The sequence below is a fragment of the Hydrogenovibrio marinus genome (assembly GCF_013340845.1).
Classification (GTDB): Bacteria; Pseudomonadota; Gammaproteobacteria; order Thiomicrospirales; family Thiomicrospiraceae; genus Hydrogenovibrio; species Hydrogenovibrio marinus.
In genome coordinates this window covers 779,415-801,770 of sequence record NZ_AP020335.1, presented here as the reverse complement: position 1 = coordinate 801,770, position 22,356 = coordinate 779,415, and the positions used below count along the sequence as shown (strand labels likewise).

At 43.5% G+C, this 22,356-nt stretch carries 20 protein-coding genes; 2 read left to right on the top strand and 18 right to left on the bottom strand.

Features of this window, described 5'->3' with window-relative positions; genetic code table 11:
• Positions 1-14 precede the first annotated feature (14 nt).
• The 14 genes from secA to HVMH_RS03600 all read right to left on the bottom strand — a co-directional run bounded on the left by secA (position 15) and on the right by HVMH_RS03600 (position 15,830).
• Entirely contained in the window at positions 15-2,756 is a 2,742-nt protein-coding gene (secA, locus tag HVMH_RS03665) for a preprotein translocase subunit SecA (RefSeq protein WP_029908035.1), read from the bottom strand.
• Positions 2,757-2,975: 219 nt separating this feature from the next.
• Positions 2,976-3,896, bottom strand: coding sequence for a UDP-3-O-acyl-N-acetylglucosamine deacetylase (gene lpxC / locus HVMH_RS03660; RefSeq protein WP_029908019.1), 921 nt, complete (start codon positions 3,894-3,896; stop codon positions 2,976-2,978).
• Between the two features lie 108 nt (positions 3,897-4,004).
• Entirely contained in the window at positions 4,005-5,261 is a 1,257-nt protein-coding gene (ftsA, locus tag HVMH_RS03655) for a cell division protein FtsA (RefSeq protein ID WP_029908018.1), read from the bottom strand.
• Between the two features lie 85 nt (positions 5,262-5,346).
• Positions 5,347-6,057, bottom strand: coding sequence for a cell division protein FtsQ/DivIB (locus HVMH_RS03650; RefSeq protein WP_051623188.1), 711 nt, complete (start codon positions 6,055-6,057; stop codon positions 5,347-5,349).
• Between the two features lie 11 nt (positions 6,058-6,068).
• Positions 6,069-7,010, bottom strand: coding sequence for a D-alanine--D-alanine ligase (locus HVMH_RS03645; RefSeq protein WP_269473362.1), 942 nt, complete (start codon positions 7,008-7,010; stop codon positions 6,069-6,071).
• Between the two features lie 2 nt (positions 7,011-7,012).
• Positions 7,013-8,398, bottom strand: coding sequence for a UDP-N-acetylmuramate--L-alanine ligase (murC, locus tag HVMH_RS03640; RefSeq protein ID WP_029908015.1), 1,386 nt, complete (start codon positions 8,396-8,398; stop codon positions 7,013-7,015).
• 133 nt (positions 8,399-8,531) lie between these two features.
• Positions 8,532-8,852 carry a hypothetical protein gene (locus tag HVMH_RS03635; RefSeq protein WP_029908013.1) on the bottom strand — a complete coding sequence of 107 codons (321 nt, stop codon included), beginning with the start codon at positions 8,850-8,852 and terminating at the stop codon, positions 8,532-8,534.
• 12 nt (positions 8,853-8,864) lie between these two features.
• Positions 8,865-9,077 (bottom strand): hypothetical protein, encoded by a 213-nt coding sequence (locus tag HVMH_RS03630; protein WP_029908011.1) that lies wholly within the window; start codon positions 9,075-9,077, stop codon positions 8,865-8,867.
• A 95-nt stretch (positions 9,078-9,172) separates the two neighbouring features.
• Positions 9,173-10,390, bottom strand: a complete 1,218-nt coding sequence (locus tag HVMH_RS03625) for an aminotransferase class V-fold PLP-dependent enzyme (RefSeq protein WP_029908008.1) — start codon at positions 10,388-10,390, stop codon at positions 9,173-9,175.
• 43 nt (positions 10,391-10,433) lie between these two features.
• The gene (gene sufD / locus HVMH_RS03620; protein ID WP_029908006.1) at positions 10,434-11,735 is read right to left on the bottom strand and encodes a Fe-S cluster assembly protein SufD; all 1,302 of its coding nucleotides are present in this window, start codon (positions 11,733-11,735) and stop codon (positions 10,434-10,436) included.
• 3 nt (positions 11,736-11,738) lie between these two features.
• On the bottom strand, positions 11,739-12,512 hold the full coding sequence (gene sufC, locus HVMH_RS03615; protein WP_029908004.1) for a Fe-S cluster assembly ATPase SufC: 774 nt from the start codon (positions 12,510-12,512) through the stop codon (positions 11,739-11,741).
• A gap of 86 nt (positions 12,513-12,598) precedes the next feature.
• Positions 12,599-14,092: a Fe-S cluster assembly protein SufB gene (gene sufB, locus HVMH_RS03610; RefSeq protein WP_029908003.1), complete on the bottom strand. Its 1,494-nt coding sequence runs from the start codon at positions 14,090-14,092 to the stop codon at positions 12,599-12,601.
• A gap of 113 nt (positions 14,093-14,205) precedes the next feature.
• Positions 14,206-14,898, bottom strand: coding sequence for a hypothetical protein (locus HVMH_RS03605; RefSeq protein WP_029908000.1), 693 nt, complete (start codon positions 14,896-14,898; stop codon positions 14,206-14,208).
• On the bottom strand, positions 14,895-15,830 hold the full coding sequence (locus tag HVMH_RS03600; RefSeq protein ID WP_029907998.1) for a zinc ABC transporter substrate-binding protein: 936 nt from the start codon (positions 15,828-15,830) through the stop codon (positions 14,895-14,897). Before HVMH_RS03600 ends, HVMH_RS03605 begins: the two co-directional genes overlap by 4 nt.
• A 72-nt stretch (positions 15,831-15,902) precedes the next feature.
• On the opposite strand from HVMH_RS03600, the gene HVMH_RS03595 reads away from it, so the two are divergent.
• Both HVMH_RS03595 and HVMH_RS03590 read left to right on the top strand, forming a co-directional pair.
• Complete coding sequence (locus HVMH_RS03595; protein ID WP_232087806.1) at positions 15,903-16,727, top strand: ATP-binding cassette domain-containing protein; 825 nt, start codon at positions 15,903-15,905, stop codon at positions 16,725-16,727.
• Positions 16,724-17,527 (top strand): iron chelate uptake ABC transporter family permease subunit, encoded by an 804-nt coding sequence (locus tag HVMH_RS03590; RefSeq protein WP_029907990.1) that lies wholly within the window; start codon positions 16,724-16,726, stop codon positions 17,525-17,527. The genes HVMH_RS03595 and HVMH_RS03590 overlap by 4 nt, the downstream gene beginning before the upstream one ends.
• Before the next feature lie 128 nt (positions 17,528-17,655).
• Here HVMH_RS03590 and HVMH_RS03585 read toward each other — a convergent pair whose 3' ends face one another.
• Genes HVMH_RS03585 through lgt form a run of 4 tightly spaced genes read right to left on the bottom strand, consistent with a single transcriptional unit; the run spans position 17,656 to position 22,338 of the window.
• Positions 17,656-20,142 carry a methyl-accepting chemotaxis protein gene (locus tag HVMH_RS03585; protein WP_232087805.1) on the bottom strand — a complete coding sequence of 829 codons (2,487 nt, stop codon included), beginning with the start codon at positions 20,140-20,142 and terminating at the stop codon, positions 17,656-17,658.
• 22 nt (positions 20,143-20,164) lie between these two features.
• On the bottom strand, positions 20,165-20,689 hold the full coding sequence (gene folA, locus HVMH_RS03580; protein WP_232087804.1) for a type 3 dihydrofolate reductase: 525 nt from the start codon (positions 20,687-20,689) through the stop codon (positions 20,165-20,167).
• A complete protein-coding gene (locus tag HVMH_RS03575; RefSeq protein ID WP_029907980.1) occupies positions 20,686-21,519 on the bottom strand; it encodes a thymidylate synthase in 834 nt (277 codons plus the stop codon). Before HVMH_RS03575 ends, folA begins: the two co-directional genes overlap by 4 nt.
• A gap of 27 nt (positions 21,520-21,546) precedes the next feature.
• On the bottom strand, positions 21,547-22,338 hold the full coding sequence (gene lgt / locus HVMH_RS03570) for a prolipoprotein diacylglyceryl transferase (RefSeq protein ID WP_029907979.1): 792 nt from the start codon (positions 22,336-22,338) through the stop codon (positions 21,547-21,549).
• Positions 22,339-22,356 lie beyond the last annotated feature (18 nt).

Here is a 22,356-nt window from a genome sequence, read left to right as displayed (position 1 = left end):
AATAATAGCGAGAATTAATCCAGTTTTCCACAGCATTGTTTATATTTTTTGCCCGAACCACATGGACAAGGATCGTTACGCCCTACTTTCGGAGTTTCGCGTTTGAATGTCGTTTGCTCAGACTGATCTTCGCTTGGCATCTGCTCTGCAGACTCTAGCCCCATTGCTTGCGACAGTGATTGTGCTGCTGGGTGATTTGCTTCCAACTGCTGAGGACGTTCTTCCTGTTGCTGTTTCTCGTAAGCATCAACATCATCAGAACCGTGAATCTGTACCAATGACAAAGTTTGGATGGTGTCATACATAACCGCATTCAAGAAAGCTTCGAACATCTCAGCAGATGTTGAACGGTATTCTTGGAAAGGGTCTTTTTGCGCAAATCCTTTCAAGTGAATCCAACGACGAAGATAATCCATCTCGTTCAAATGCTCACGCCATTGCTGGTCAATCGTACGCAACAACACTTCTTTCTCGAAATGATGACGTGTACGCTCATCAAGCACCTGCATTTTAGTGTCATACAAGGCTTTGATTTCTGCAATCAGCTTATCACGCAACAATTCTTCATAAAGTGACTTGTCTTCTTCAATCCACTTAGAAACCGGCAAATCTATTACAAAGTCTTCTTTCAGCGTGGCTTCAAGTGCTTCGACATCCCATTGTTCTTCAAGACTTCCTGGTGGAATGTAGTTTGCCATCACGGATTCGAATACGTTTTCACGTAGTGAATCAATGACTTCTGAAACGTCTTCTTCTTCCATCAACTCATTACGTTGCGCATAGACCACTTTACGTTGCTCATTCGAAATATTATCGAATTTCAACAGGTTAGCACGCTCGTCTTGATGCATACGTTCAACTTGTTTCTGCGCGCGCTCAATCGATTTCGTCACCATATTGTGTTCAATGGCTTCATCTGATTTCATGCCTAAACGACGCATCATGTTTTTAACTTTTTCAGATGCGAAACGGCGCATCAAGTCGTCATCCAGTGACAGGTAGAAACGTGTCACACCAGGGTCACCTTGACGGCCTGAACGACCTCTCAACTGGTTATCAATACGGCGTGATTCGTGACGCTCAGAACCGATTACCATCAACCCACCAGCATCCAATACTTGTTGATGACGCTCTTTCCACGCAGCCTTGACTTCGGCAACTTTCTCTTCAGATGGGTTTTCTAATGTAGCCAACTCGGATTCCAAGTTACCACCCAATACAATATCAGTGCCACGACCGGCCATGTTAGTCGCAATGGTGATTGCGCCAGGACGACCCGCTTCAGCGATAATGCCGGCTTCGCGTTGATGTTGTTTCGCGTTCAGAACGTTATGCGGAATCTTTTCTCTGTTCAAAAGCTCAGACAAAACCTCTGACATTTCAATGGATGCCGTCCCAACCAAAATAGGCTGTTGTGTGGCATGAACATCTTTGATATCACGAACAATAGAAGCGAACTTCCCTTCAATATCCAAAAACACCAAATCCGGCAAGTCGATACGTTTTGGTTGGATATTGGTTGGAATGACGACAACTTCCAAGGAATAAGTCGATAGGAACTCACCTGCTTCAGTGTCAGCCGTACCAGTCATACCCGAAAGCTTTTCATACTGACGGAAATAGTTCTGGAAAGTAATCGATGCGTAAGTTTGGCTTTCTGCTTGGATTTGCACGCCTTCTTTCGCCTCAACCGCTTGATGCAAACCATCGCCCCAGCGACGACCTTGCATTTTACGCCCGGTGAATTCATCGATAATCACGACTTCATTTTCTTCAATGATGTAATCGCGGTTCTTTTCAAACAAAAGGTTTGCACGTAATGCTGCGTTAATATGTTTCATCAAACTGATATGTTCGGCATCATACAAGGACTCGTGCTCACCAATCAAACCAGCTTCAACCAGCATAGCTTCGATTTTCGCGTGACCTTCGTCCGTCAAATGAACCTGCTTGTTTTTCTCATCAATGGTGTAGTCGCCCGTTGCCGTTTTGTTTTCTTTGTCTTCTTCCCCTTTTTCCAAATGGGCAATCAATGGATTGATTTTTTGGTAAAGCTCGGACTTGTCTTCAGCAGGACCGGAAATGATCAACGGCGTTCTGGCTTCATCAATTAGGATAGAATCGACCTCATCGACAATCGCGAAATTTTGCGCACGCATGACACGCTCTTCAACTTGAATGGCCATATTGTCACGAAGATAGTCGAAACCAAACTCATTGTTAGTGCCGTAAGTGATATCGCAGGCATAAGCGGCTTGTTTTTCTTCACTGCCTTGGCCAGACAGAATAACTCCTGTCGATAAGCCTAAGAAACCATATAGTTGTCCCATTTGCTCAGCATCACGAGATGCCAAGTAGTCGTTAACGGTAATCACGTGAACACCATTTCCAGATAGCGCATTTAAATACGCTGGTAAGGTAGCAACTAAAGTTTTCCCTTCCCCTGTGCGCATTTCGGCGATATTACCTTCATGTAGCACCATCCCACCGATCAACTGGACGTCATAATGACGTAACCCAAGAACACGCTTCCCTGCTTCTCTTACCACAGCAAAAGCTTCTGGCAAAATGTGATCTAAGCTTTCGCCAGCAGCAATTCTTTCTTTGAAGGCCTGTTGTTTTTCTTTCAACTGCTCATCAGATAAAGCGGAAACTTCCGGCTCTAGTGCATTGATCTGCTGCACTCTCTTATAATATTTTTTAAGTAAACGGTCGTTTCGGCTGCCAAAAATTTTGGTGAAAAAAGACAAGTCCATTCGTAATACAGTCCAGGTTTAAGCGTTAAATTGTGTTTGAATCTTTTTGTTATCGCCTAGCGATCAGGCTTGATTCATCTAAGCACGCTAAAGTTTCAATAAGATTAAAAATGAGGCTTATTCTAGCATAAGTCCATGCAAAAAATGATGAGATAATCTTGAGAAGTAACAAGATGTTAACCTTGGCAGAACACCAAGGTTTAAGAGCTTTTTCGGGCTTTACAACAAGACCTTGGAACTGCCATATTCGATTGGCGGTTCTTTACCTAAATAATCCGCAATTTCGTAGGCATCTGGATCGGACATTAACGCTCTCAACAATTGATTGTTTAGCGCATGCCCCGACTTGTGTGCTGTAAACTCACCCACAATCGCATGTCCAGCCATGAACAAGTCGCCTACGGCATCAAGGATTTTATGACGTACGAACTCGTCTTTGTCACGCAGGCCTTCTTGGTTCATAACACCGTTATCATCCAAACCAATTGCGTTATGCAACCCAGCACCCAAGCCTAAATTTTGAGCTCGCAATCTTTCCATGTCTTTCATGAAACCGAAGGTACGAGCGCGGCTAACTTCTTTGAAATAAGCTGTCGATGAAAAATCCAATGTCATTTTTTCTGCAGTTTCATCAAATGCAGGGTGATCGAACTCAATTGAAAAATTCAAACGATACCCTTCATAAGGACGGAATTCAGCAACACCACCTTTGTTGTTCTCAACACGTACATGTTTCAAAACACGAATGAATTTTTTAGGAGCGTCTTGATACTCTATGCCAGCCGCCTGTAACAGGAAAATGAAGTGGGAAGCGCTACCATCCATAATTGGCACTTCATCGGAATCAATATCAATATAGAGGTTATCAATTCCCATACCCGCCAGTGCAGACATCAAATGTTCTATAGTAGCGATCTTCACCATTTCTTGCTCAACATCTCTGACAATCGTGGTACAAAGTGTCGTTTCTTGAACAAGATTCGGCGAAACCGGAAATTCTACAATCGGGGAAACATCAATTCGGCGAAACACAATCCCGGTATCTGCTGGCGCAGGTTTAAGAGTCATTAAAGCCTCATGACCTGTGTGCAGGCCAACTCCTCTTGCTTTGATAGGATTTGCCAAGGTTTTTTGTTTCACGCCGCTTTTTGCTCCTAGTTGAGATCGGACCGCTAGAGTAGATAAGAGGCGAATTTTACCATACTGTAATGTTGGCTACAGAAAAATTCGCCGCGAAAGAAATGCAATTTAGAAACTGTTACTGAACCAGTTTTTCATTTTTTCCAGAACGGATTCTTGGCTCATTGTTTGTTTGCGTTTACCAACTTCAGTATGCTGCGAAAAGGTTTCATGTTCTTTAGCATAAAGCAACAAACCTACTGTCGTTGCAAATGCAGGGCTAGAGACTTCATCTTTCAGGCCGCTCACACCCATTGGCACCCCAAGACGAACTGGCATGTGAAAGACTTCTTCCGCCAACTCGACGGCACCTTCCACCATTGAACTACCACCAGTCAACACGATACCGGCAGCAATCTTGTTTTCAAAATTGGTGCGTCTCAACTCAGCTTGAATCAACTGGAACAGTTCTTCATAACGAGGTTCGATAACTTCTACCAAGGTATTTCTAGATAGGCAGCGTGCTGGACGATCTCCCACTGACGCCACTTCAATCTCTTCATCCTGGTTAATCAACTGAGGTAAAGCACAAGCGTACTGACGTTTGATTTGTTCTGCAGCTGGTGTCGGTGTACGCAAAGCCACCGCGATATCATTCGTGACCTGATCGCCAGCAACCGGAATAACCGCTGTATGACGAATGGCTCCATTCTGAAAAATGGCGATATCCGTTGTGCCACCACCAATATCCACAAGACAAACGCCTAGCTCTTTTTCGTCCTCGGACAAAACTGCTTCAGCAGAAGCCAGCTGTTCTAAAATAAGGTTATCAACGGTTAAAGAGCATTTTTCGACGCATTTAGTAATGTTCTGTGCTGCACTAACCGAACCGGTTACCATATGGACTTTAGCTTCCAAACGTACACCAGACATCCCAATCGGTTCTCTGATACCACCTTGGTTATCAATCATAAACTCTTGCGGCAAAATGTGCAGAACTTGCTGATCTCCCGGAATGGCAATGGTTTGTGCCGCGTCAATAACGCGCTGAACATCTTGCTCTTGCACTTCTTGGTGACTGATAGCCACCATGCCGTTCGAGTTGAAACTGTTGATGTGGCTTCCAGCAATACCAACTGATACTGAATTCACTTGAATGCCTGACATGCGCTCTGCTTCGTCAATAGCTCTTTGAATGGATTCAACTGTGGAATCGATATTAACAACCACCCCTTTCTTAAGGCCTTTGGAAGGATGAGTCCCCATTCCAATCACTTCGATTTCGCCGTCGTCTTTCACTTTACCGACGATTGCAGCGATTTTTGATGTGCCGATATCCAACCCGATGACGATATTTGAGTGAGAAGTGGTTTGCTTTTTTGCCATTTACATCATTACCTTTTGGTTCAGTCTCATTGCAATTTGCTTAAACTCAGGTAAACATTCTTAAAATTTGTTGCGATAACTCGCATTAAGAACCTGTTTTATCCGTTTGTTGCGTTTCAGAATTTTGTTTGATCGCGAAGCCATTACTATAGCGCAAATCATACAGACGTGCATTTTTTCTTAGCGCTTCTTTGACCAATGGATAAGCGCGAATAAATCGATTCAATTTATGCTGCCAATCCATTGCATCCAGCTCGATCGTTGGTTGTTTAACAAAGTATATCTGCCAGACATTATCGGCGTTCATCACTATCCTGGAAATTGTCCATCCCAATTGATCGAAAGCTTTCTGAAAAATCACCAAATCCTTCAATAACTGTTTGGCTTTACCGTCATCGCCATCCAGTTCTACAAGGTTCTGAAAGGCCTTAATATCGCTTGGATAAAAAATATCCCCATTCTTATTCAGCAAGCCATCTTTACCCCAACGCACAACTGGCTGTTGCTCTTCAATGGTAATATCCACCTGACTTGGCCAATGGCGAGTAACCGAAGCGCGATACACCCAATCCAATCTCACTATCTGTGCGTGAAGTTCATCAAGGTTTAAGCGCCAAAATGATTGCCCCAAATAAGGCTTCACTACAGATTCCACTTGAGATGACTCGACTTTTTTCAGAGTGTTTTTGATTTGGTAGCTTTTCAATACATGGCTTGGCGAAAAGATAATCGACCCCAAGGCTCCGATGAGAATCAGAAGTAAGAGAATCGTTGAGGCCAGCTTTTTATTCAGCATTCCAATCTCTATCAGGATTCTTTGGTATGTTTCAGCGTCAGCATTAACAGTTTGACAACTAATTGCTCAAAACTGATTCCTTTAGCTTTAGCCGCCATGGGTACCAAGCTGTGGTCTGTCATTCCGGGAACCGTGTTCAACTCAATCAGCCAAATATGACCGTTTGCATCCATCATTAAATCAACCCTTCCCCAATCACGAGAACCGGCAACATCAAACGCCTGCAAACAAAGCTGTTGAATATCTACCTCCCGTTCTACAGGTAAATCCGTTGGACAAATATATTGTGTGTCATTTGCCAGATACTTCGCATCATAATCATAAAAAGAGTGGGATGTCCGAAGCTCAATCAAAGGCAAAGCTTCACCATCTAAAATGGCACAGGTAAACTCACGACCAGTAATCCATTGCTCAATCAAAACTTCGTAATCGAACTCTTGTGCATAATCAACCGCTTCAATTAACTGTTCTAAATTTTCGACCTTTCGCATGCCGATGCTCGAGCCTTCATGACAAGGCTTCACAATCACAGGAAAACGCAGAGAAAAACCTTGGGCATCAAACGGTTGTGTTTCGGAAACGCGGACAAACTCAGGCGTCGGCAAGCCCGCGCCCTGCCATAACCATTTAGTACGCAGCTTGTCCATCGTCAAAGCAGACGCTGCCATTTCACTACCGGTATAGGGTACATCCAACGCATCCAATACCGCTTGGATACCGCCATCTTCCCCCCAACGGCCATGCACAACGTTAAAGACTCGGTCATAGTGTTTGGCAACGTCCAATAATTGCTCAACAGAAACAACATCTATACCTTCTGCATCGACACCTTGAGACACAAGCGCATCCAAAACGGCTTTACCGCTTTTTAAAGAAACTTCTCTTTCTGCAGCGGTACCGCCCATCAATACCGCCACTTTTCCCAATGCTTTGACATCAATATGGTCGGCCACGATTATGCTCCTTGTTCCTTCCAGTCTTTTGAGATTTGTCCGATATCACCGGCTCCCATCACCAAGACTACATCATCTTCTATCAGTAAGTTTGGCATTACATCGTCCAGTTGTTGACGATCTTCCACATGAACACTTTCCTTGCGCCCTAACAACCTCAACGATTGCAACAAGGCCTTAGAGTCAAAGGCGGTAAGCGGCGCTTCCCCCGCGGGATAAACATCCATCAACACTAGTAAATCCGGTTCCATCAAGACTTGTACGAAATCATCAAACAAATCTCTCGTTCTTGAGTAACGATGTGGTTGAAACACTAGCACCAAACGCTTATCGGGAAATGCTTCACGAGCCGTCTTCAAAGTAGCTGCCAACTCAGTGGGGTGATGTCCGTAATCATCAACCATCGTCACCGCTTTATTACCAACCAAACAATTCGGATAGACTTCAAAACGTCTTCCTACCCCACCAAAGTCTGCCAATGCTGTTTGAATATCCTGAACGGAAACATCCAACTCCAAGGCGATGGTAATCGCTGCCAGCGCATTTAAAACATTATGTCGTCCAGGCTGGTTTAGCACCACCTCGAATTGGGGAACATCATTTGCCTCAACCGTGAATTGCATTTGCAACCCTTTTGCCTTGATGTCGGTGCCACGAACATCCGCCGCTTCGGAAAAACCGTAGGTATAAATCTTTCTCGACAACTTAGGAATGATGGCCTGAATATTTGGATCATCAACACACAATACCGCAATACCGTAAAACGGGAGCCGATGCACGAACTCAATGAAGGTGTTTTCCAACTGCTGATAATCGCCCTGATAGGTTTCCATGTGATCTTCATCAATATTGGTTACCACTGACATCATTGGAGACAAATGCAAGAAGGAAGCATCTGATTCATCTGCTTCAGCAATTAAATATTGGCTAGAACCCAATCTGGCGTTGGCATCCACTTGGTTCAGCTTACCACCAATCACAAAGGTAGGATCCAAACCGCCTTGAGTCAGAATCGAAGCCACCAAACTGGTGGTTGTAGTTTTGCCGTGCGTGCCGGCTATTGCGATGCCAAAGCGCATCCTCATCAGCTCAGCCAACATTGCTGCGCGAGGAATCACGGGGATACGCATCTCACGGGCATAACTGACTTCTGGGTTTTCTTTGCCGATTGCTGTCGAAACGACAACCACATCACTGGTTTTGACATAACTGGCGTCATGTCCGATTTGGATTTTCGCACCAAGTGATTTTAGACGTGCAATGGTGATATTTTCACGGATATCTGAGCCGGAGACTTGGTAACCTAGGTTTAGGCAGACCTCCGCAATCCCTGCCATGCCGACACCACCGATGCCGACAAAATGAATTTGCTTGACGTAATCTTTCATAAAATGGGTAGAATCTCGCCCGGTACAGGTCTAGCCTGTTTGAGTTGTTTATCTTTCTGTCATTTTTCGCTATATGATAACCAAAACCTGAGCTCAAGGTTAGATGAAATGCATCATTCAGCGCAAGTAACTTTTAATGCAGTACGGGTTTGTCATCATTAGTAGTTGATTGTTCAGGTGATTCTACTGGAACAGGAATCACCCAATAATACTGCGCCAAAATAGCGGCCAACTCTGAAGGTTGCGTTAAAGGGCTGACAATTTCAAAATGACTAAGCGTTGGCGTACTGATAAAGCCCTTTTCTTTGGCTTCTCTGACCCACTTTAGAATCTGCTCTGCCGCATCTCCCAATATCGTTTGTTCGGTCGGGTTCCAAAAAACGATACAAGGGTCAAAACCACTATCAGGCAGAGGAATGCACTCCAATCGAATCCAATTGTATGCTTCTGACATTACTTGCTCCTTTTAACCGGAACAGGTTACGAATGCGAAGGGCAACAATAAAATTTCCATCACTGGTGGAAAAATCAGCCCCAATGGAAAAGCAATCAAAACAAAGATAAGGAAAACTTTTTGATAGATTTCTAGCTCGGTCCAAGCAGTTTTAAACTTTGCAACTAAGCCTGTTGACTGATCTTCCTTGATCATGGTTTCGGCGGTTTTTTTAAGCGCTTCCATACCATTCCTCCATAAAAAAACCTTCTATAGAGCAATCATACTCCAAACCTACTTATCAGTCCAAAATCTCAAAACCATCTTGAGAAGGCAGAAAGTTAAAGCAGCATATCCCTTGCTTCTACCACCGCCGCAACAAGACAATCTATGTCGTCGAAATTATTGTAAACACCGAATGACGCACGAACGGTCGCTGGCACATCAAAATGCTGCATCACCGGCATGGCGCAATGGTGGCTCGCACGAACTGCAATCCCATCCTGATCCATCAACGTCGCCATATCATGAGGGTGCGCTCCTTCAACAATAAATGAAATAACGCCGCCCTTATTTTCGGCTTCACCGATAATGCGTAGCCCATCAATGGCCTTCAACTTCTCAGTTGCATACTGCAATAACTGATTTTCATACTCAGCGATTTTATCTTGTCCAATAGATTCCATGAAATCCACTGCTGCGCCAAGCCCAATACCGCCAGCAATATGAGGGGTACCGGCTTCAAACTTATAAGGAAGGACGTTGTATTCAGTTCTTTCAAAGGTAACGGAATAGATCATGTCTCCGCCTCCTTGATAGGGCGGCATGGCTTCCAATAAAGATTCTTTACCATAGAGCACACCAATACCCGTCGGACCATACATTTTGTGCGCGGAGAACGCATAAAAGTCGCAACCAATATCCTGAACATCGACTTTCATATGAGGTACGGCCTGAGCACCGTCAATCAAAACCTTCGCACCGACTTTATGCGCCAATGCCGTCATTTCCTTAACAGGGTTGATGGTTCCCAGTGCATTCGACATATGAGTGATAGACAGCAATTTGGTTCTCTCTGAAAGCAAGCTTTCCAATGCGTTTAGACAGATTTCGCCTTTTTGGTTGATACGCAGCACTGTCAAGCGAATGCCCAATTCATCACGCAACAACTGCCAAGGCACAATATTTGAGTGATGCTCCATCTCGGTAATAATCACTTCATCGCCTGGGTTCATGTTGGCTCGCCCCCAGGTTGCCGCTACAAGGTTAATCGCTTCGGTAGTGCCGCGAACAAACACCACTTCTTTGGTGGAAACAGCATTCATGAATCTTCTTACTTTCTCACGAGCACCTTCATAGGCTTCTGTCGCTCTCTCACTCAACCCGTAAACACCGCGATGCACATTAGCGTTTTCAAGCGTGTAGTAACGAGTAATTGCGTCGATAACTTCCTGTGGTTTTTGCGAGGTTGCTCCACTGTCCAAATAAACCAGTGGTTGACCGTTTTCAGTTTGTTTCAAGATAGGAAAACGTTGACGGATTTGTGCAAAATCGTTCATAGACTCACTCATAAAAAAGGGAAGGTAACCACTAAAGAAATGATCAAGCTAGCAACTTACTTACGCGTTGCATTAGCCAGTCACGGATAGCAGTATTCGATACATTATCCAAAGGCTCTAACAAGAATGCCTTGGTAATAAGTTGAACCGCATCATGATAATGTATACCACGTGCCTGACAGTAGAAAACTTGGTTTTCATCAATCTGCCCAGACGCACAACCATGCGAACACTTCACGTCATCCGCATAGATTTCAAGCTGAGGCTTAGTATCCATTTTGGCGTCATTCGACAATAACAAATTCTTGTTATCCATCTGACCATCCGTTTTTTGCGCACCTCTTGCGACGTAAATCATGCCGTTGAACACGCCTCTTGCTTGATCATCCAGTACAAACTTGTGTAGCTGCTGACTGTTACAGTGCGGTACAAGGTGTTGCGTATCAGTGCGTGAGTCAATTGTTTGCTCACCTTTACCAAAAGCGATGGTGTTTTGAGAAGCCTCAGCGTACTCTCCGCACAGGTTCACCGTATTTTGATGGCGAGACACTTCTGCTCCCAAACCGACATACAAGGTATCAAATACAGACGAAGCTTGCTGACGGACGTGTTGGTTATTGAAATAAAAGTCGTTGATGTTCAAATCCTGAACCACATACTGCTTACAAATAGCATGCGCGGCCAACTCCATTTGCAACACACCGTTGATGCAAACCGACTCATCAGCAAAAGAAACCACCTGTTGAATCAAACTCAGCTGCGCATTCTCTTCAACCTGAACATCTAGGCTCAAGGTAGCAAGACTTTTTGGCAGAGTCTGTATGTAAACCAACTCGACCGGTTTTTCGATTGCCGCCCCTTTTTGCACGTGGATTTTAGTGCGACTTTCAGCCAACATATCATGCAGCAATTCAAAAGCATGATTGGAGTCCACTAAATCGGCATTGGTGATTTCCGCATTCTCTACCGTCAAACCCGAAGGCAAACTACCAGAATCACATGACAAGTCTTGTGAGAAGACACCATCAACCCAAACGAAGCGGTGCGTTTCGAATGTTGGCAAAATAGCTTTCAGTTGATCTTGGCTAACCTCACCCCAACCTGGTAGATTTTGCTCAAAAGCGGTTTGCATCCAGTGGTTCAGAGAAGTGTACTGCCAATCCTCATCACGACGCATCGGCAACCCAAGTGCCTGAAGTTTTTTCTGGGCATCTAAACGCTTAGCCGATAACATCTGATTTTGCGTCTTGGCATTTAGGCTTTGAGACAAGCCAACGTAATGCTCAATCGTTTTTTGTGCTACTGGACTTTGTTTTCTAGGTTTTATTGGATTCACAGCCGCCATAAATTATCCCGCTAGCTGCGCTTCATGAGATTGGATAATAGAATCGTACCCTTGATCTTCCAGTTCGTGTACCAGCTCAAAACCGCCAGATTTGACAATTTTCCCGTCATACAAAACATGAACGAAGTCAGGTTTGATATAGTCAAGCAGACGTTGATAATGCGTTACGACAATAAAACTTCTGTTTGGATCACGAAGTGAATTCACACCATTGGCAACCACTTTAAGGGCATCAATATCCAGGCCTGAATCGGTTTCGTCCATAATGCAAAGTTTTGGCTCAAGTAATGCCATTTGGAAAATATCATTACGCTTTTTCTCACCACCGGAGAAACCAACGTTAACCGAACGCTCAAGCATGTCTTTACGCATGCCCATCAATTCCATTTTTTCCTGCACATATTCGTCAAAGTCGAACATATCAAGCGCAGGCAGTCCTTTTTCTTCGCGAATGGCATTCAATGCAGTTTGCATGAACAACTTGTTACTGACGCCAGGAATTTCCACAGGGTATTGGAAAGCCAGGAACAACCCTTTTCTTGCACGCTCTTCCGCGTCCATTTCAAGCAAGTCTTCACCATCGAAATCAACAGAACCCTCTGTCACTTCATAATCTTCACGACCCGCCAACACACTTGAGAAAGTACTTTTCCCTGCACCGTTAGGCCCCATGATGGCGTGAACTTCACCTGGATTCACTTGCAGATTCAAGCCTTTCAAGATTTGCTTGCCGTCTTCGGCCACTTCAGCTTTTAAGTTTTCAACGTTGAGTAACATGTTTTTTTAACCCTATTCAGCCTGCATTCATACAGACCATTCATTTCTAAAATCTTGTTATTTCGAGTATCAATGCCGGTATGCTTTTATCCGACAGACCCTTCCAAACTGATTGCTAATAATTCTTCAGCTTCTTGTGCGAACTCAAGCGGCAGCTCTTTAAACACCTCTTTACAATAACCATTCACGATCATGGAAATCGCATCTTGCTCACTGATGCCCCGTTGCTGGCAATAGAACAACTGGTCTTCACCAATACGGGAAGTCGTTGCCTCGTGTTCCATCTTCGCTGTCGCATTTTCCACTTCAATATAAGGGAAAGTGTGCGCACCACATTGATCACCAATCAGCATCGAATCACATTGGGTAAAGTTACGCGCGTTTTCAGCGGATGGCAAAATCTTCACCAAACCACGGTAAGTATTATCCGATCTACCCGCAGACAGCCCTTTAGAGATAATCGTGCTACGCGTGTTCTTACCGATGTGAATCATCTTGGTTCCAGTGTCCGCTTGCTGGCGACGATTGGTTAGTGCGACCGAGTAGAACTCGCCAATTGAGTTATCGCCTTTCAGGATACAGCTTGGATATTTCCAAGTAATCGCAGAACCGGTTTCCGCTTGCGTCCAAGACAGTTTTGAATTTTTACCTTCACAGATACCGCGCTTGGTAACGAAGTTCAAAATACCACCTTCGCAATCATCGTCACCCGGATACCAGTTTTGTACCGTAGAGTATTTCACCTCGGCATCATCCAGTACGATAACTTCTACCACCGCAGCATGTAGCTGGTAAGTATCGCGAACAGGCGCGGAACACCCTTCAAGGTAACTGACATAGCTGTTTTTGTCGGCGATTAAAATCGTACGTTCAAACTGACCTGTTTTCGCTTCATTGATACGGAAGTAAGTAGATAGATCAATCGGGCAACGAACATTTTCCGGAATGTAAACAAAAGTACCATCAGACGCCACTGCGGAGTTCAACGCCGCAAAATAGTTGTCATGATAAGGAACAACCGTTCCTAAATACTTTTGAACCAGTTCTGGATGCTCATGAACCGCTTCGGAGAACGAACAAAAGATAATGCCCAACTTTTCCAACTCTTCGCGCTTGGTCGTTGATACCGAAACCGAGTCGAAAATCGCATCTACCGCGATATTGGTATTTTCGTTTTCATTTCCGACAATCGGCACGCCGAGCGCGGCAAAGGCTTTAGCGACTTCCAAATCCATCTCAGCGATTTCAGCCTTTTTAGCTTCATCTGCCGCACAGGCATCACCGCCACAGGCTGAACATTCTGGTGCTGAATAATAACTGTAATCTTGGTAATCCAGTGGGTCGTAGTTGGCTTTCGCCCAATGAGGTTCTTCCATCGTCAACCAATGACGATAGGCTTTCAAACGAAACTCCAGCATCCATTCCGGTTCATTCTTTTTCGCCGAAATCGCGCGCACAACGTCCTCGCTGATTCCTTTCTCAAAGGTTTCAACGCTTGTCTGAGTTACAAAGCCTTCTTTGTAACCAGTTTTCTTATTTAGTAGGTCGTTTATCTCTTCGTATTGAGTCGCTTCTGACATAGGTACTACAGCTTCTAATTTAATTTCCTAGTATTTTAGTCGGATATTGTTTTATTGTCCAGTTTTCAGGTTGTTTTCGATTAAAAAACTACCCTCATAAACAATACCGCGTATTACACCAATGCACTCGCTTCTACAATCTCGGTCAACAAGCTTTTATCAAGAGAAGCTCCTAGAACTGTCAACTTTCCACTAGCCTGCTCGACGGCGTAGGTATCCCAACGGTTGATTGTGCCTTCTATCGAAACAGGATTTACATACTCTTGAGTTTGCACACTGGCCTTTACTCGCCAGATCTCAGCACCCAAGTTCTGCTTGATCGAGTCCAAGCCGAACAAAAGATGCTCTAGATAAATAGTACCTAACTCAAATTCCATGCTCTGCAAAGACAACCTTGGGAATTCACTTTGATTAACCAAAACTTCGTCACCGAACGACTGCCAGTGCCAATTTTCCGCAAAGGTTTGCGAAAACCAGCGCAAAACGGGCAAATCAATTCCTTGGCGTTTTAACCAATTCTGCCAGAATGCTTGCGTGGTTAAATCCGCCGATTCTGCAAACACAAACACCACTCCAGAGCTCTGCTCAAGGCAGGCCAACAAATAGTTTTCCGCCTGATCATGGTGTAATTCGGATCGAATATCAATTAGTGTCCAAACCCGCTTTTTCGTTTGAGAACCAACCTCAAGGCTTTCAATGCATATTGGAGATTGAACCTGTTGCTTTTGACAGTGAACCCTCAATGCTTCAGCAAAGCGGCTTTGACCACAGCCTGGCAACCCAAGTAGCAGAACTTCATTACTCATTTGGCGGCCAAACAACTCAGATATTGATGTGCCAATTTTTCCATAAATTGCGCCGTATCCAAACTACCATCGCCAAGAGGGTCCAACGTACCCAACCTAACCTTGGAACCTTTAACGAGTCCCGTTAATTGTTTGTTCGACAACTGCGGCTCTTGGAAAACACATTTCACTTCACCTGACTGAATCATGTCATCAACATCAACAAGACGTTTTACACCCGCTTTACGCTCGGCACTATTATGTAATGCACCTTTATTATTCAAATCATAACGCTTTTCAAAATAGACAAACGCATTATGAAACACCATGTAAGGCACTTGCTTCACTGACGACAATTGTTGCTTGATGTCGTTATCCGTCATTTGTAATTTAGCCAGCCAAGCTTGTGTTTGGCTAGCGATTTCACCGACACGACTCTCATCCTTTTTCTGCAATGCCTGACTGAAAGCCTCAACCACTTTTTCAATGTTTCCAATATCCAACCACAGGTGAGGATTGATATTCATGAACGCATCACCATCTTCATCATGATTTTCTTCATGAAGCGCGTGGTCATGTGTACCATGTTCGTCATCGTCATCACCACCTTCTATCAGCGTCATGCCAGAGATATCCGTCATCCTCACCACTTCAACAGAATGGTTTTGCTTTGCGTTCTCAATGGCTTTTTGAGCCCATTGATCAACACCCGAACCTACAGTAACAATAATATCGGCTTGTTGTAGCGCCAATGCATGAGAGGGTTTCATGGTAAAGCCGTGTGGCGATTGCCCTCTGGTCAGCAAAACCGTGACTTTATCTTGCACACCCAGCAAAGGTTTAATGGCTGATAGCAGTGGCGGAATCGTCACGACAACTCTCGCTGCTTCGGCAGCTTGCATCATCGTCATCAATGCAAGGGGCAAGAGTACAGACTTCAATAACTTGTTCATCTCAAAATCCTCAAACGGGTTTTTAATGGTATCGGGTAATATTCTCATAAAATCTGATACACAGAGCATAAAGTGTCACATACAATAGTCGCTATGAATGCATCCCTTAATCTTTCCCAAATCGACACCAACGAAATTCTGGTGCAAGCAACCAATATCAGCCATTTCTTCGGTGAAAAGCGTGTGTTGCAGAATATCGACCTAACGATAAAGCGAAATGAGATCACTACGTTAATCGGTCCAAATGGTGCAGGGAAATCCACCCTGCTAAAAATCCTGATTGACCTGATTCAACCTACACACGGAAAGATTTGGCGTTCACCTCATCTGTCTATCGGATTCATGCCTCAGAAAATTCAAGTCGATGCTTCTTTACCGATGAACGTTGCTCGCTTTCTCAAGCTGGGATTACGCAAACCCCACTTTTTCTCTACCCAAAAAATGGAAGCGGATTTTACCACAGAGCTGATGCAAACCGTGTCACTTCTGAAGCTAGAAAAACTACTGAACACCCCGATCCAGAAAGTATCAGGCGGTGAAATGCAGCGTGTTTTGCTTGCACGAGCTTTAATCCGTAAGCCGGATTTACTGGTGCTGGATGAACCCGTGCAAGGTGTTGACCTACAAGGTCAGGTCGAACTTTACCATCTTATCAATGAAATCAAAGATACCTTACATTGCGGTATTTTAATGGTAAGTCATGACCTGCATATCGTCATGAAAAGCACGCATCAAGTGCTCTGTTTGAACGAACATATCTGTTGCTCCGGGCACCCTCAAATCGTCAGCGAGTCTCCCGCCTTTAAAAATCTATTCGGCCAGGAATTCGACGAAATCGCGATTTACGAACACCACCACGGCGATACCTGCGACCATACTCATGGGCTATTGAAATGATTGATATTCTACTGCACCCACCTGAGTTTCTGGTTCTTGCATTATTGGGCGGCTTATTAGTCGCGTCTATCGCTACACCGCTAGGTGTTTTTATGGTGTGGCAGCGCCAATCCTATTTCAGCGCAACCTTGGCACACTCGGCATTATTGGGGGTTAGCCTAGGGCTACTCTTGCAGCTTAATCTGACACTGGCGGTGATGCTGACTTCTGTGGTAATTGCCTTATCGATTTTCTTTTTATCGAAAAAAACTGCTCTATCCTCAGACACGCTTCTAGGGCTACTGGCACACAGTACATTGGCTTTGGGGCTAGTAATTCTCAGCTTCCAGAATCATATCCAGATTGACATCATGAGCTATCTCTTCGGCGACATTCTTAGTATAAACACGACAGATATCATCTTGATGTCTGCACTACTGGTCGCTGTCGTACTTTACTTTTTTCGTTATTGGCAAGACCTACTCAATATTACCTTGAATGCTGAATTAGCACAGGTTGAAGGGGTTTGTACACAATCGGTTCAACTGATGTATACCCTTTTGTTGGCGCTGTTGATCGCACTGGCAATCAAGGTTGTCGGTATTCTGTTGATTACCTCATTATTGATTATTCCTTCAGCTGCAGCACACAGGCTGTCAAAATCGCCAGAACAAATGCTCTACATCAGCTACCTGTTCGCATTGCTATCGATCGTGCTTGGACTACTGTTTTCCATGCAATGGGACACGCCAGCCGGACCATCAATCGTAGTGGTTGCCAGCTTGATTTTCTTGGCAAGTTTCATCAGAAAGCCACTCTAAAAGCCATTCCACTTTATTGACTGTATTAAAATCTACCAGGTTGGGGTCTTTGATTCAGAATGAATCTATAGAATAGAAACGGGCAAACACTGTAAAAACAATATTTGCCCGTTTAGGGTGAAACTCAATTAGGAAACTTCGTCTTCCAACTGCTCTAGAATTGCCACCACTTTTTCAGATTGCTTATCGATTTGCGTCAAACCTTCTGCAACTAGACTGTCGTCGCCAATCTCTTTAGCATCCATTACTTTCTTAATGGCCTGATGCATTTCCATATGCTCTTGTCCAAGCTCTTGCATCAAAGGCATATGCATCAAACTTTGGCCTTCGCCATAGTACCATTTCCCTAAAATACAGGCAGTATGGTCAGTTGCAACCTCATAGGTAACACCAATATCCATACCATTTATAAAACCACGAATTTTACTTTTCCAAGACCGATGAGCCTCTATCATCTTTTCAAAATGCTGGGCGATATGTGAACTCTGATTTCTAGCAATTCTTTTCGACATAGTTTCATCTACTTTAAAACCCTGTACCATATGTAAAAGCTGTTCAGATTGACTGAATAAATCTTGGCTTCCAGAAGCAGATTCCTCTATCAAACCAGCATTTTGCTGAGTGCTAGACTCCATTTCTAAAATAGACTCATTAACTCTAGCTATACCATCTGCTTGTTCACGACTTGCAGAAGCAATTTCAGAAATCATGCCTGACATTTCTTTTATTGAATGATTTACTTCAATCAATGCATCACTAGTCTGTTTGACATAGCGCCCACTCTCATCACTAATATTGACTGAATTTTCAATTAACTTTTTAATTTCAGAGGCGGCATCCGATGACTTCCCAGCCAAACTACGGACTTCACCTGCAACAACTGCAAAGCCTCTACCGTGGTCACCCGCTCTTGCCGCTTCTACAGCTGCGTTTAAGGCCAACAAATTAGTTTGAAAAGCAATGCTGTCGATAATAGAAATAATATCATTGATCTTTCTACTTGCCTCAGTCATCTGATCCATCGACTTCAAAGCACTCTTCATAATTTCAACGCCAGAAGTCAATTTTACTTGTGCCTGCTGCGTCATAGCATTTGCATTGGAAGCCACCTCAGCGTTTTGCTGAACAATTTTTGTCATTTCTTCCATTTGCGTGGAAGTCTTTTCAAGCGCTATTGTCTGCTCTTGAATACGGTCAGACACGGTGGCACTGCTACTTGCGATTGTGCTTGCTTCACCAGAGACCAGTTTAGTGACAGCACCAACTTTTGCGATCATGCATGCCATGTTTTGAGTTGAAAAATTTAGACTATCCTTTAGTGCAGCCATTTTTCCTGAATAATCTTTTCTAACATAATCTGTGAGATCTCCTTCACTAATCTTGCTTTGAACGGTGACAACCTCACCAACGAATTGATCAAGACCGTCAATAGTACTGTTGATAGCATTCTTGAGTTTTGAAAACTCACCCATAGCTTCAACTTCCACACGCTTGGAGAAATCACCTTTTGAAAGACTATCCAACGTTCGAGAAATATCATCAACCGTGAATCTTATAGCATCCATTGCTACCTTGATATCTGTAATGACAGCTGCGTAATCCCCTTTCATTTCTACATGTTCGTTATATATAGACTCTAAAGAACCATTTCTCAAATTGGAAGCAGTCCCCCTTAACATAACAACCATATTGTAAATTTGATCATACGAACTATTAACGCCTTTTTTGAGTAACTCAAAATCACCCTTGTATTCGTTCTCAATTTTCTCTTTGAACGTACCATTAGAAATTTCAGTCATAACCGACTTAACATCATTTGTGGCACCATTAATCGTCGTCAAAAGCTCATTAATGGATTGCGCACTTTGTCCGATTTCATCCTTAGAATAAATAGGAACACGATGACTCAAATCCCCTGTTTCCAAAATTTTTGCCATGGTATCTCGCATGGCATAAATTGGAGCCAACAAGATTTTTGCGGAAATCGAACCAACTATTGAGAAAATAATTACACTCAACGCAAGTAACGACCACAGAGCCTTATTACCAAAGTCTTGCTGTGATGCGAGTTGATTAGCTAGCTCAGTGTTCTGCTTCTCCTCGTAACTTTTGAAATTGGTAACAATATTGGAAAAAGCAATAAATTTTGGATTGAACTCGTTAACCAGAATATGTTTGGCTTCATCAGAAAACCCTTCGTCTATGGCCGAAGTAAAATTACCAAATGACTGATTTGCACTGACTACACTTTGCCTAATTTTTTCTAAATAGTCTTTTTCCTGGCTGGACAATTGCATCCTATCTAGCGTATTGAATGCGTCAACAATATCACTTGCTGTCACCTTCAACTTCTCCCTTGTATTCTGAAGAAGTTTTTTATCATCATAAATGATTAAATCGCGAGTATACGCGGCCCTATAACCCGAAAGAATCTCAATTTGATTGAGCATCTCTAGCTTTTGATCAGCCGCATTGGTTATTTGACTGGTAGTGTCAGTTGCCTGTCTAAAAACATATTGCGCAATTAGATTTGAAATTAATAAAAAGAAAATAGCACCCAACACACCGACCAGCAGTCTTGTTTTGATGCTCATTAATTTTGTTTTGATACTCATTTATCACAACCATCCTCTTCTTTTATTTTTTTTGTAACACCACAAAATCAAAAGCATATTCATGCTTTTCATCCTTATCATGCCATTCTTTTTCCACCACTTGCCACTCATCATCTTTCCATTCGGGAAAGACCGTATCCCCTGGCACGGTGGTTTGTACCCTGGTAACATAGAGTTTGTTTGCATAGGGAAGCATTTGTCTATATAACTCCCCTCCACCCATAATGATAATTTCCGCTTCGCCTTGACAACTTTGCAATGCCTGCTCAATCGACGTAAACACTTCTGCGCCTTCCGCCTGATAATCCGCATTGCGTGTAATCACCAAGTTACGTCTTTTAGGTAAAGGCCTACTACCTAATGACTCGAAAGTCTTGCGTCCCATCACAACCGTTTTACCCAATGTCTTAGCCTTAAAAAACTTTAAATCATCCGGCAAATGCCATGGCATTTGATTATCTATACCGATGGTTCTATTTAAATCCATCGCTGCAATCATCGACAGATTGCAATTTGAAAAATCAAAATCCATGCCTGCTTCCATCATACGGATACCTGGGCCTTAATATGCGGATGAGATTCATAGTCTAGGATTTCAAAATCTTCAAACTCATAGTCAAAGATGGATGCAGGATTACGCTTAATATTCAATTTAGGCAATGGGAAAGGTTCTCTGGTCAGCTGAAGCTTGGCTTGTTCCATAGTGTTGTTGTAAAGATGTACATCGCCACCCGTCCAAACAAAGTCCCCAACACCCAAATCTGTCTGTTGTGCAATCATATGTGTCAACAAAGCATAGCTGGCAATATTAAATGGCACGCCTAAGAAAGTGTCCGCGCTTCGCTGATACAATTGGCACGAAAGCTTGCCATCAGCGACATAAAACTGAAAAAACGCATGGCAAGTCGCCAAGGCCATTCGCCCTTGTTTAACATTTTCCTGTGGCGAAATCGATTCATCTGGCAAATCAGCCGGGTTCCAAGCAGACACGATCATACGGCGGCTGTTCGGATTCTTTTTCAATGTGTCGATGACTTCCTGAATCTGGTTAATGGTCGTTCCATCCGGCTTTTCCCAGGCAACCCATTGCTTACCATACAAAGGTCCCAAGTCACCATCTTCAGTTGCCCATTCATCCCAGATGCGCACACCATGCTCTTTTAAATAATCAATATTGGTGTCACCTTTCAGAAACCACAGTAGTTCATATACAATTGATTTCAAATGGAGTTTTTTGGTGGTTACCAAAGGAAAACCCTGTTGCAGGTTAAACCGCATTTGATAACCAAAAACAGAGCGTGTTCCCGTTCCCGTTCTATCACCCTTATCATAGCCGTTATCAATAATGTGTTGTAACAAATCCAAATACTGTTTCATCGTTTTCTCGAATTACGCTTCTTTATTCTATTTGCGATACGCCCAAGCCATCAAGCCTAAACCAATCAAAATCATAGGGAAGGACAATATTTGCCCCATCGTCAACCAACCCCACATTAAATAACCCAACTGAGGATCCGGCATTCTGAAAAACTCCACAAAAAAGCGGAACATTCCATACAACACTAAAAACATACCAGAAACAGCGCCCATAGGTCGATTACCTTTTTGGTAGAGTGCCAATAAGATAAACAACATCAGTCCTTCTAAAAAGGCTTCCAACAACTGCGTCGGATACTTGGGAACCACCTGATTCAACGCTGGATCAAAAACTTTCATAGCGAAGAAGGAATGCGCATCGGCAACTTTACCCCACAATTCGCCATTGATGAAATTGCCAATACGACCAAAGAACAAGCCAAATGGCACCATCGGAGCGACAAAGTCTGAAACGGCAAACAAAGGTACTTTCATTTTATGGCGCGCAAACCACAACATAGCCAAAATAACCCCCATTAATCCACCATGGAAAGACATACCTCCCATCCAAAGCTTGAACATATCCAATGGATGGTCGATGTAGTGCGGCAAATCATAGAAAAGAATGTAGCCAATACGTCCGCCGAGAATAACCCCTAACGCACCATAGAATAAGAAATCACCAACTAAATCTTTATTCCAGTATTGATTGTTTTTTGCTTGATAGGAACCATATAACCAGAAGCAGAGAAACCCTGCCAAATACATAAGCCCGTACCAGTGAATTTGTAATGGCCCCAGGGCCAGAGCGATAGGATCGATTGAGGGATAAGTCCACATAAGTGCTAAAACTGAAGT

Bases quoted from the DNA above. Each gene is read 5' to 3' on its own strand.
- HVMH_RS03590 (WP_029907990.1), top strand. From the start codon at position 16,724: ATGATTGATATTCTACTGCACCCACCTGAGTTTCTGGTTCTTGCATTA.
- HVMH_RS03600 (WP_029907998.1), bottom strand. From the start codon at position 15,830: ATGAACAAGTTATTGAAGTCTGTACTCTTGCCCCTTGCATTGATGACG.
- sufB (WP_029908003.1), bottom strand. From the start codon at position 14,092: ATGTCAGAAGCGACTCAATACGAAGAGATAAACGACCTACTAAATAAG.
- ftsA (WP_029908018.1), bottom strand. From the start codon at position 5,261: ATGGCAAAAAAGCAAACCACTTCTCACTCAAATATCGTCATCGGGTTG.
- HVMH_RS03605 (WP_029908000.1), bottom strand. From the start codon at position 14,898: ATGAGTAATGAAGTTCTGCTACTTGGGTTGCCAGGCTGTGGTCAAAGC.
- HVMH_RS03625 (WP_029908008.1), bottom strand. From the start codon at position 10,390: ATGAACGATTTTGCACAAATCCGTCAACGTTTTCCTATCTTGAAACAA.
- HVMH_RS03630 (WP_029908011.1), bottom strand. From the start codon at position 9,077: ATGGAAGCGCTTAAAAAAACCGCCGAAACCATGATCAAGGAAGATCAG.
- HVMH_RS03635 (WP_029908013.1), bottom strand. From the start codon at position 8,852: ATGTCAGAAGCATACAATTGGATTCGATTGGAGTGCATTCCTCTGCCT.
- lgt (WP_029907979.1), bottom strand. From the start codon at position 22,338: ATGTGGACTTATCCCTCAATCGATCCTATCGCTCTGGCCCTGGGGCCA.
- sufD (WP_029908006.1), bottom strand. From the start codon at position 11,735: ATGGCGGCTGTGAATCCAATAAAACCTAGAAAACAAAGTCCAGTAGCA.
- murC (WP_029908015.1), bottom strand. From the start codon at position 8,398: ATGAAAGATTACGTCAAGCAAATTCATTTTGTCGGCATCGGTGGTGTC.
- folA (WP_232087804.1), bottom strand. From the start codon at position 20,689: ATGATGGAAGCAGGCATGGATTTTGATTTTTCAAATTGCAATCTGTCG.
- HVMH_RS03575 (WP_029907980.1), bottom strand. From the start codon at position 21,519: ATGAAACAGTATTTGGATTTGTTACAACACATTATTGATAACGGCTAT.
- sufC (WP_029908004.1), bottom strand. From the start codon at position 12,512: ATGTTACTCAACGTTGAAAACTTAAAAGCTGAAGTGGCCGAAGACGGC.
- HVMH_RS03585 (WP_232087805.1), bottom strand. From the start codon at position 20,142: ATGAGTATCAAAACAAAATTAATGAGCATCAAAACAAGACTGCTGGTC.
- secA (WP_029908035.1), bottom strand. From the start codon at position 2,756: ATGGACTTGTCTTTTTTCACCAAAATTTTTGGCAGCCGAAACGACCGT.
- HVMH_RS03650 (WP_051623188.1), bottom strand. From the start codon at position 6,057: ATGCTGAATAAAAAGCTGGCCTCAACGATTCTCTTACTTCTGATTCTC.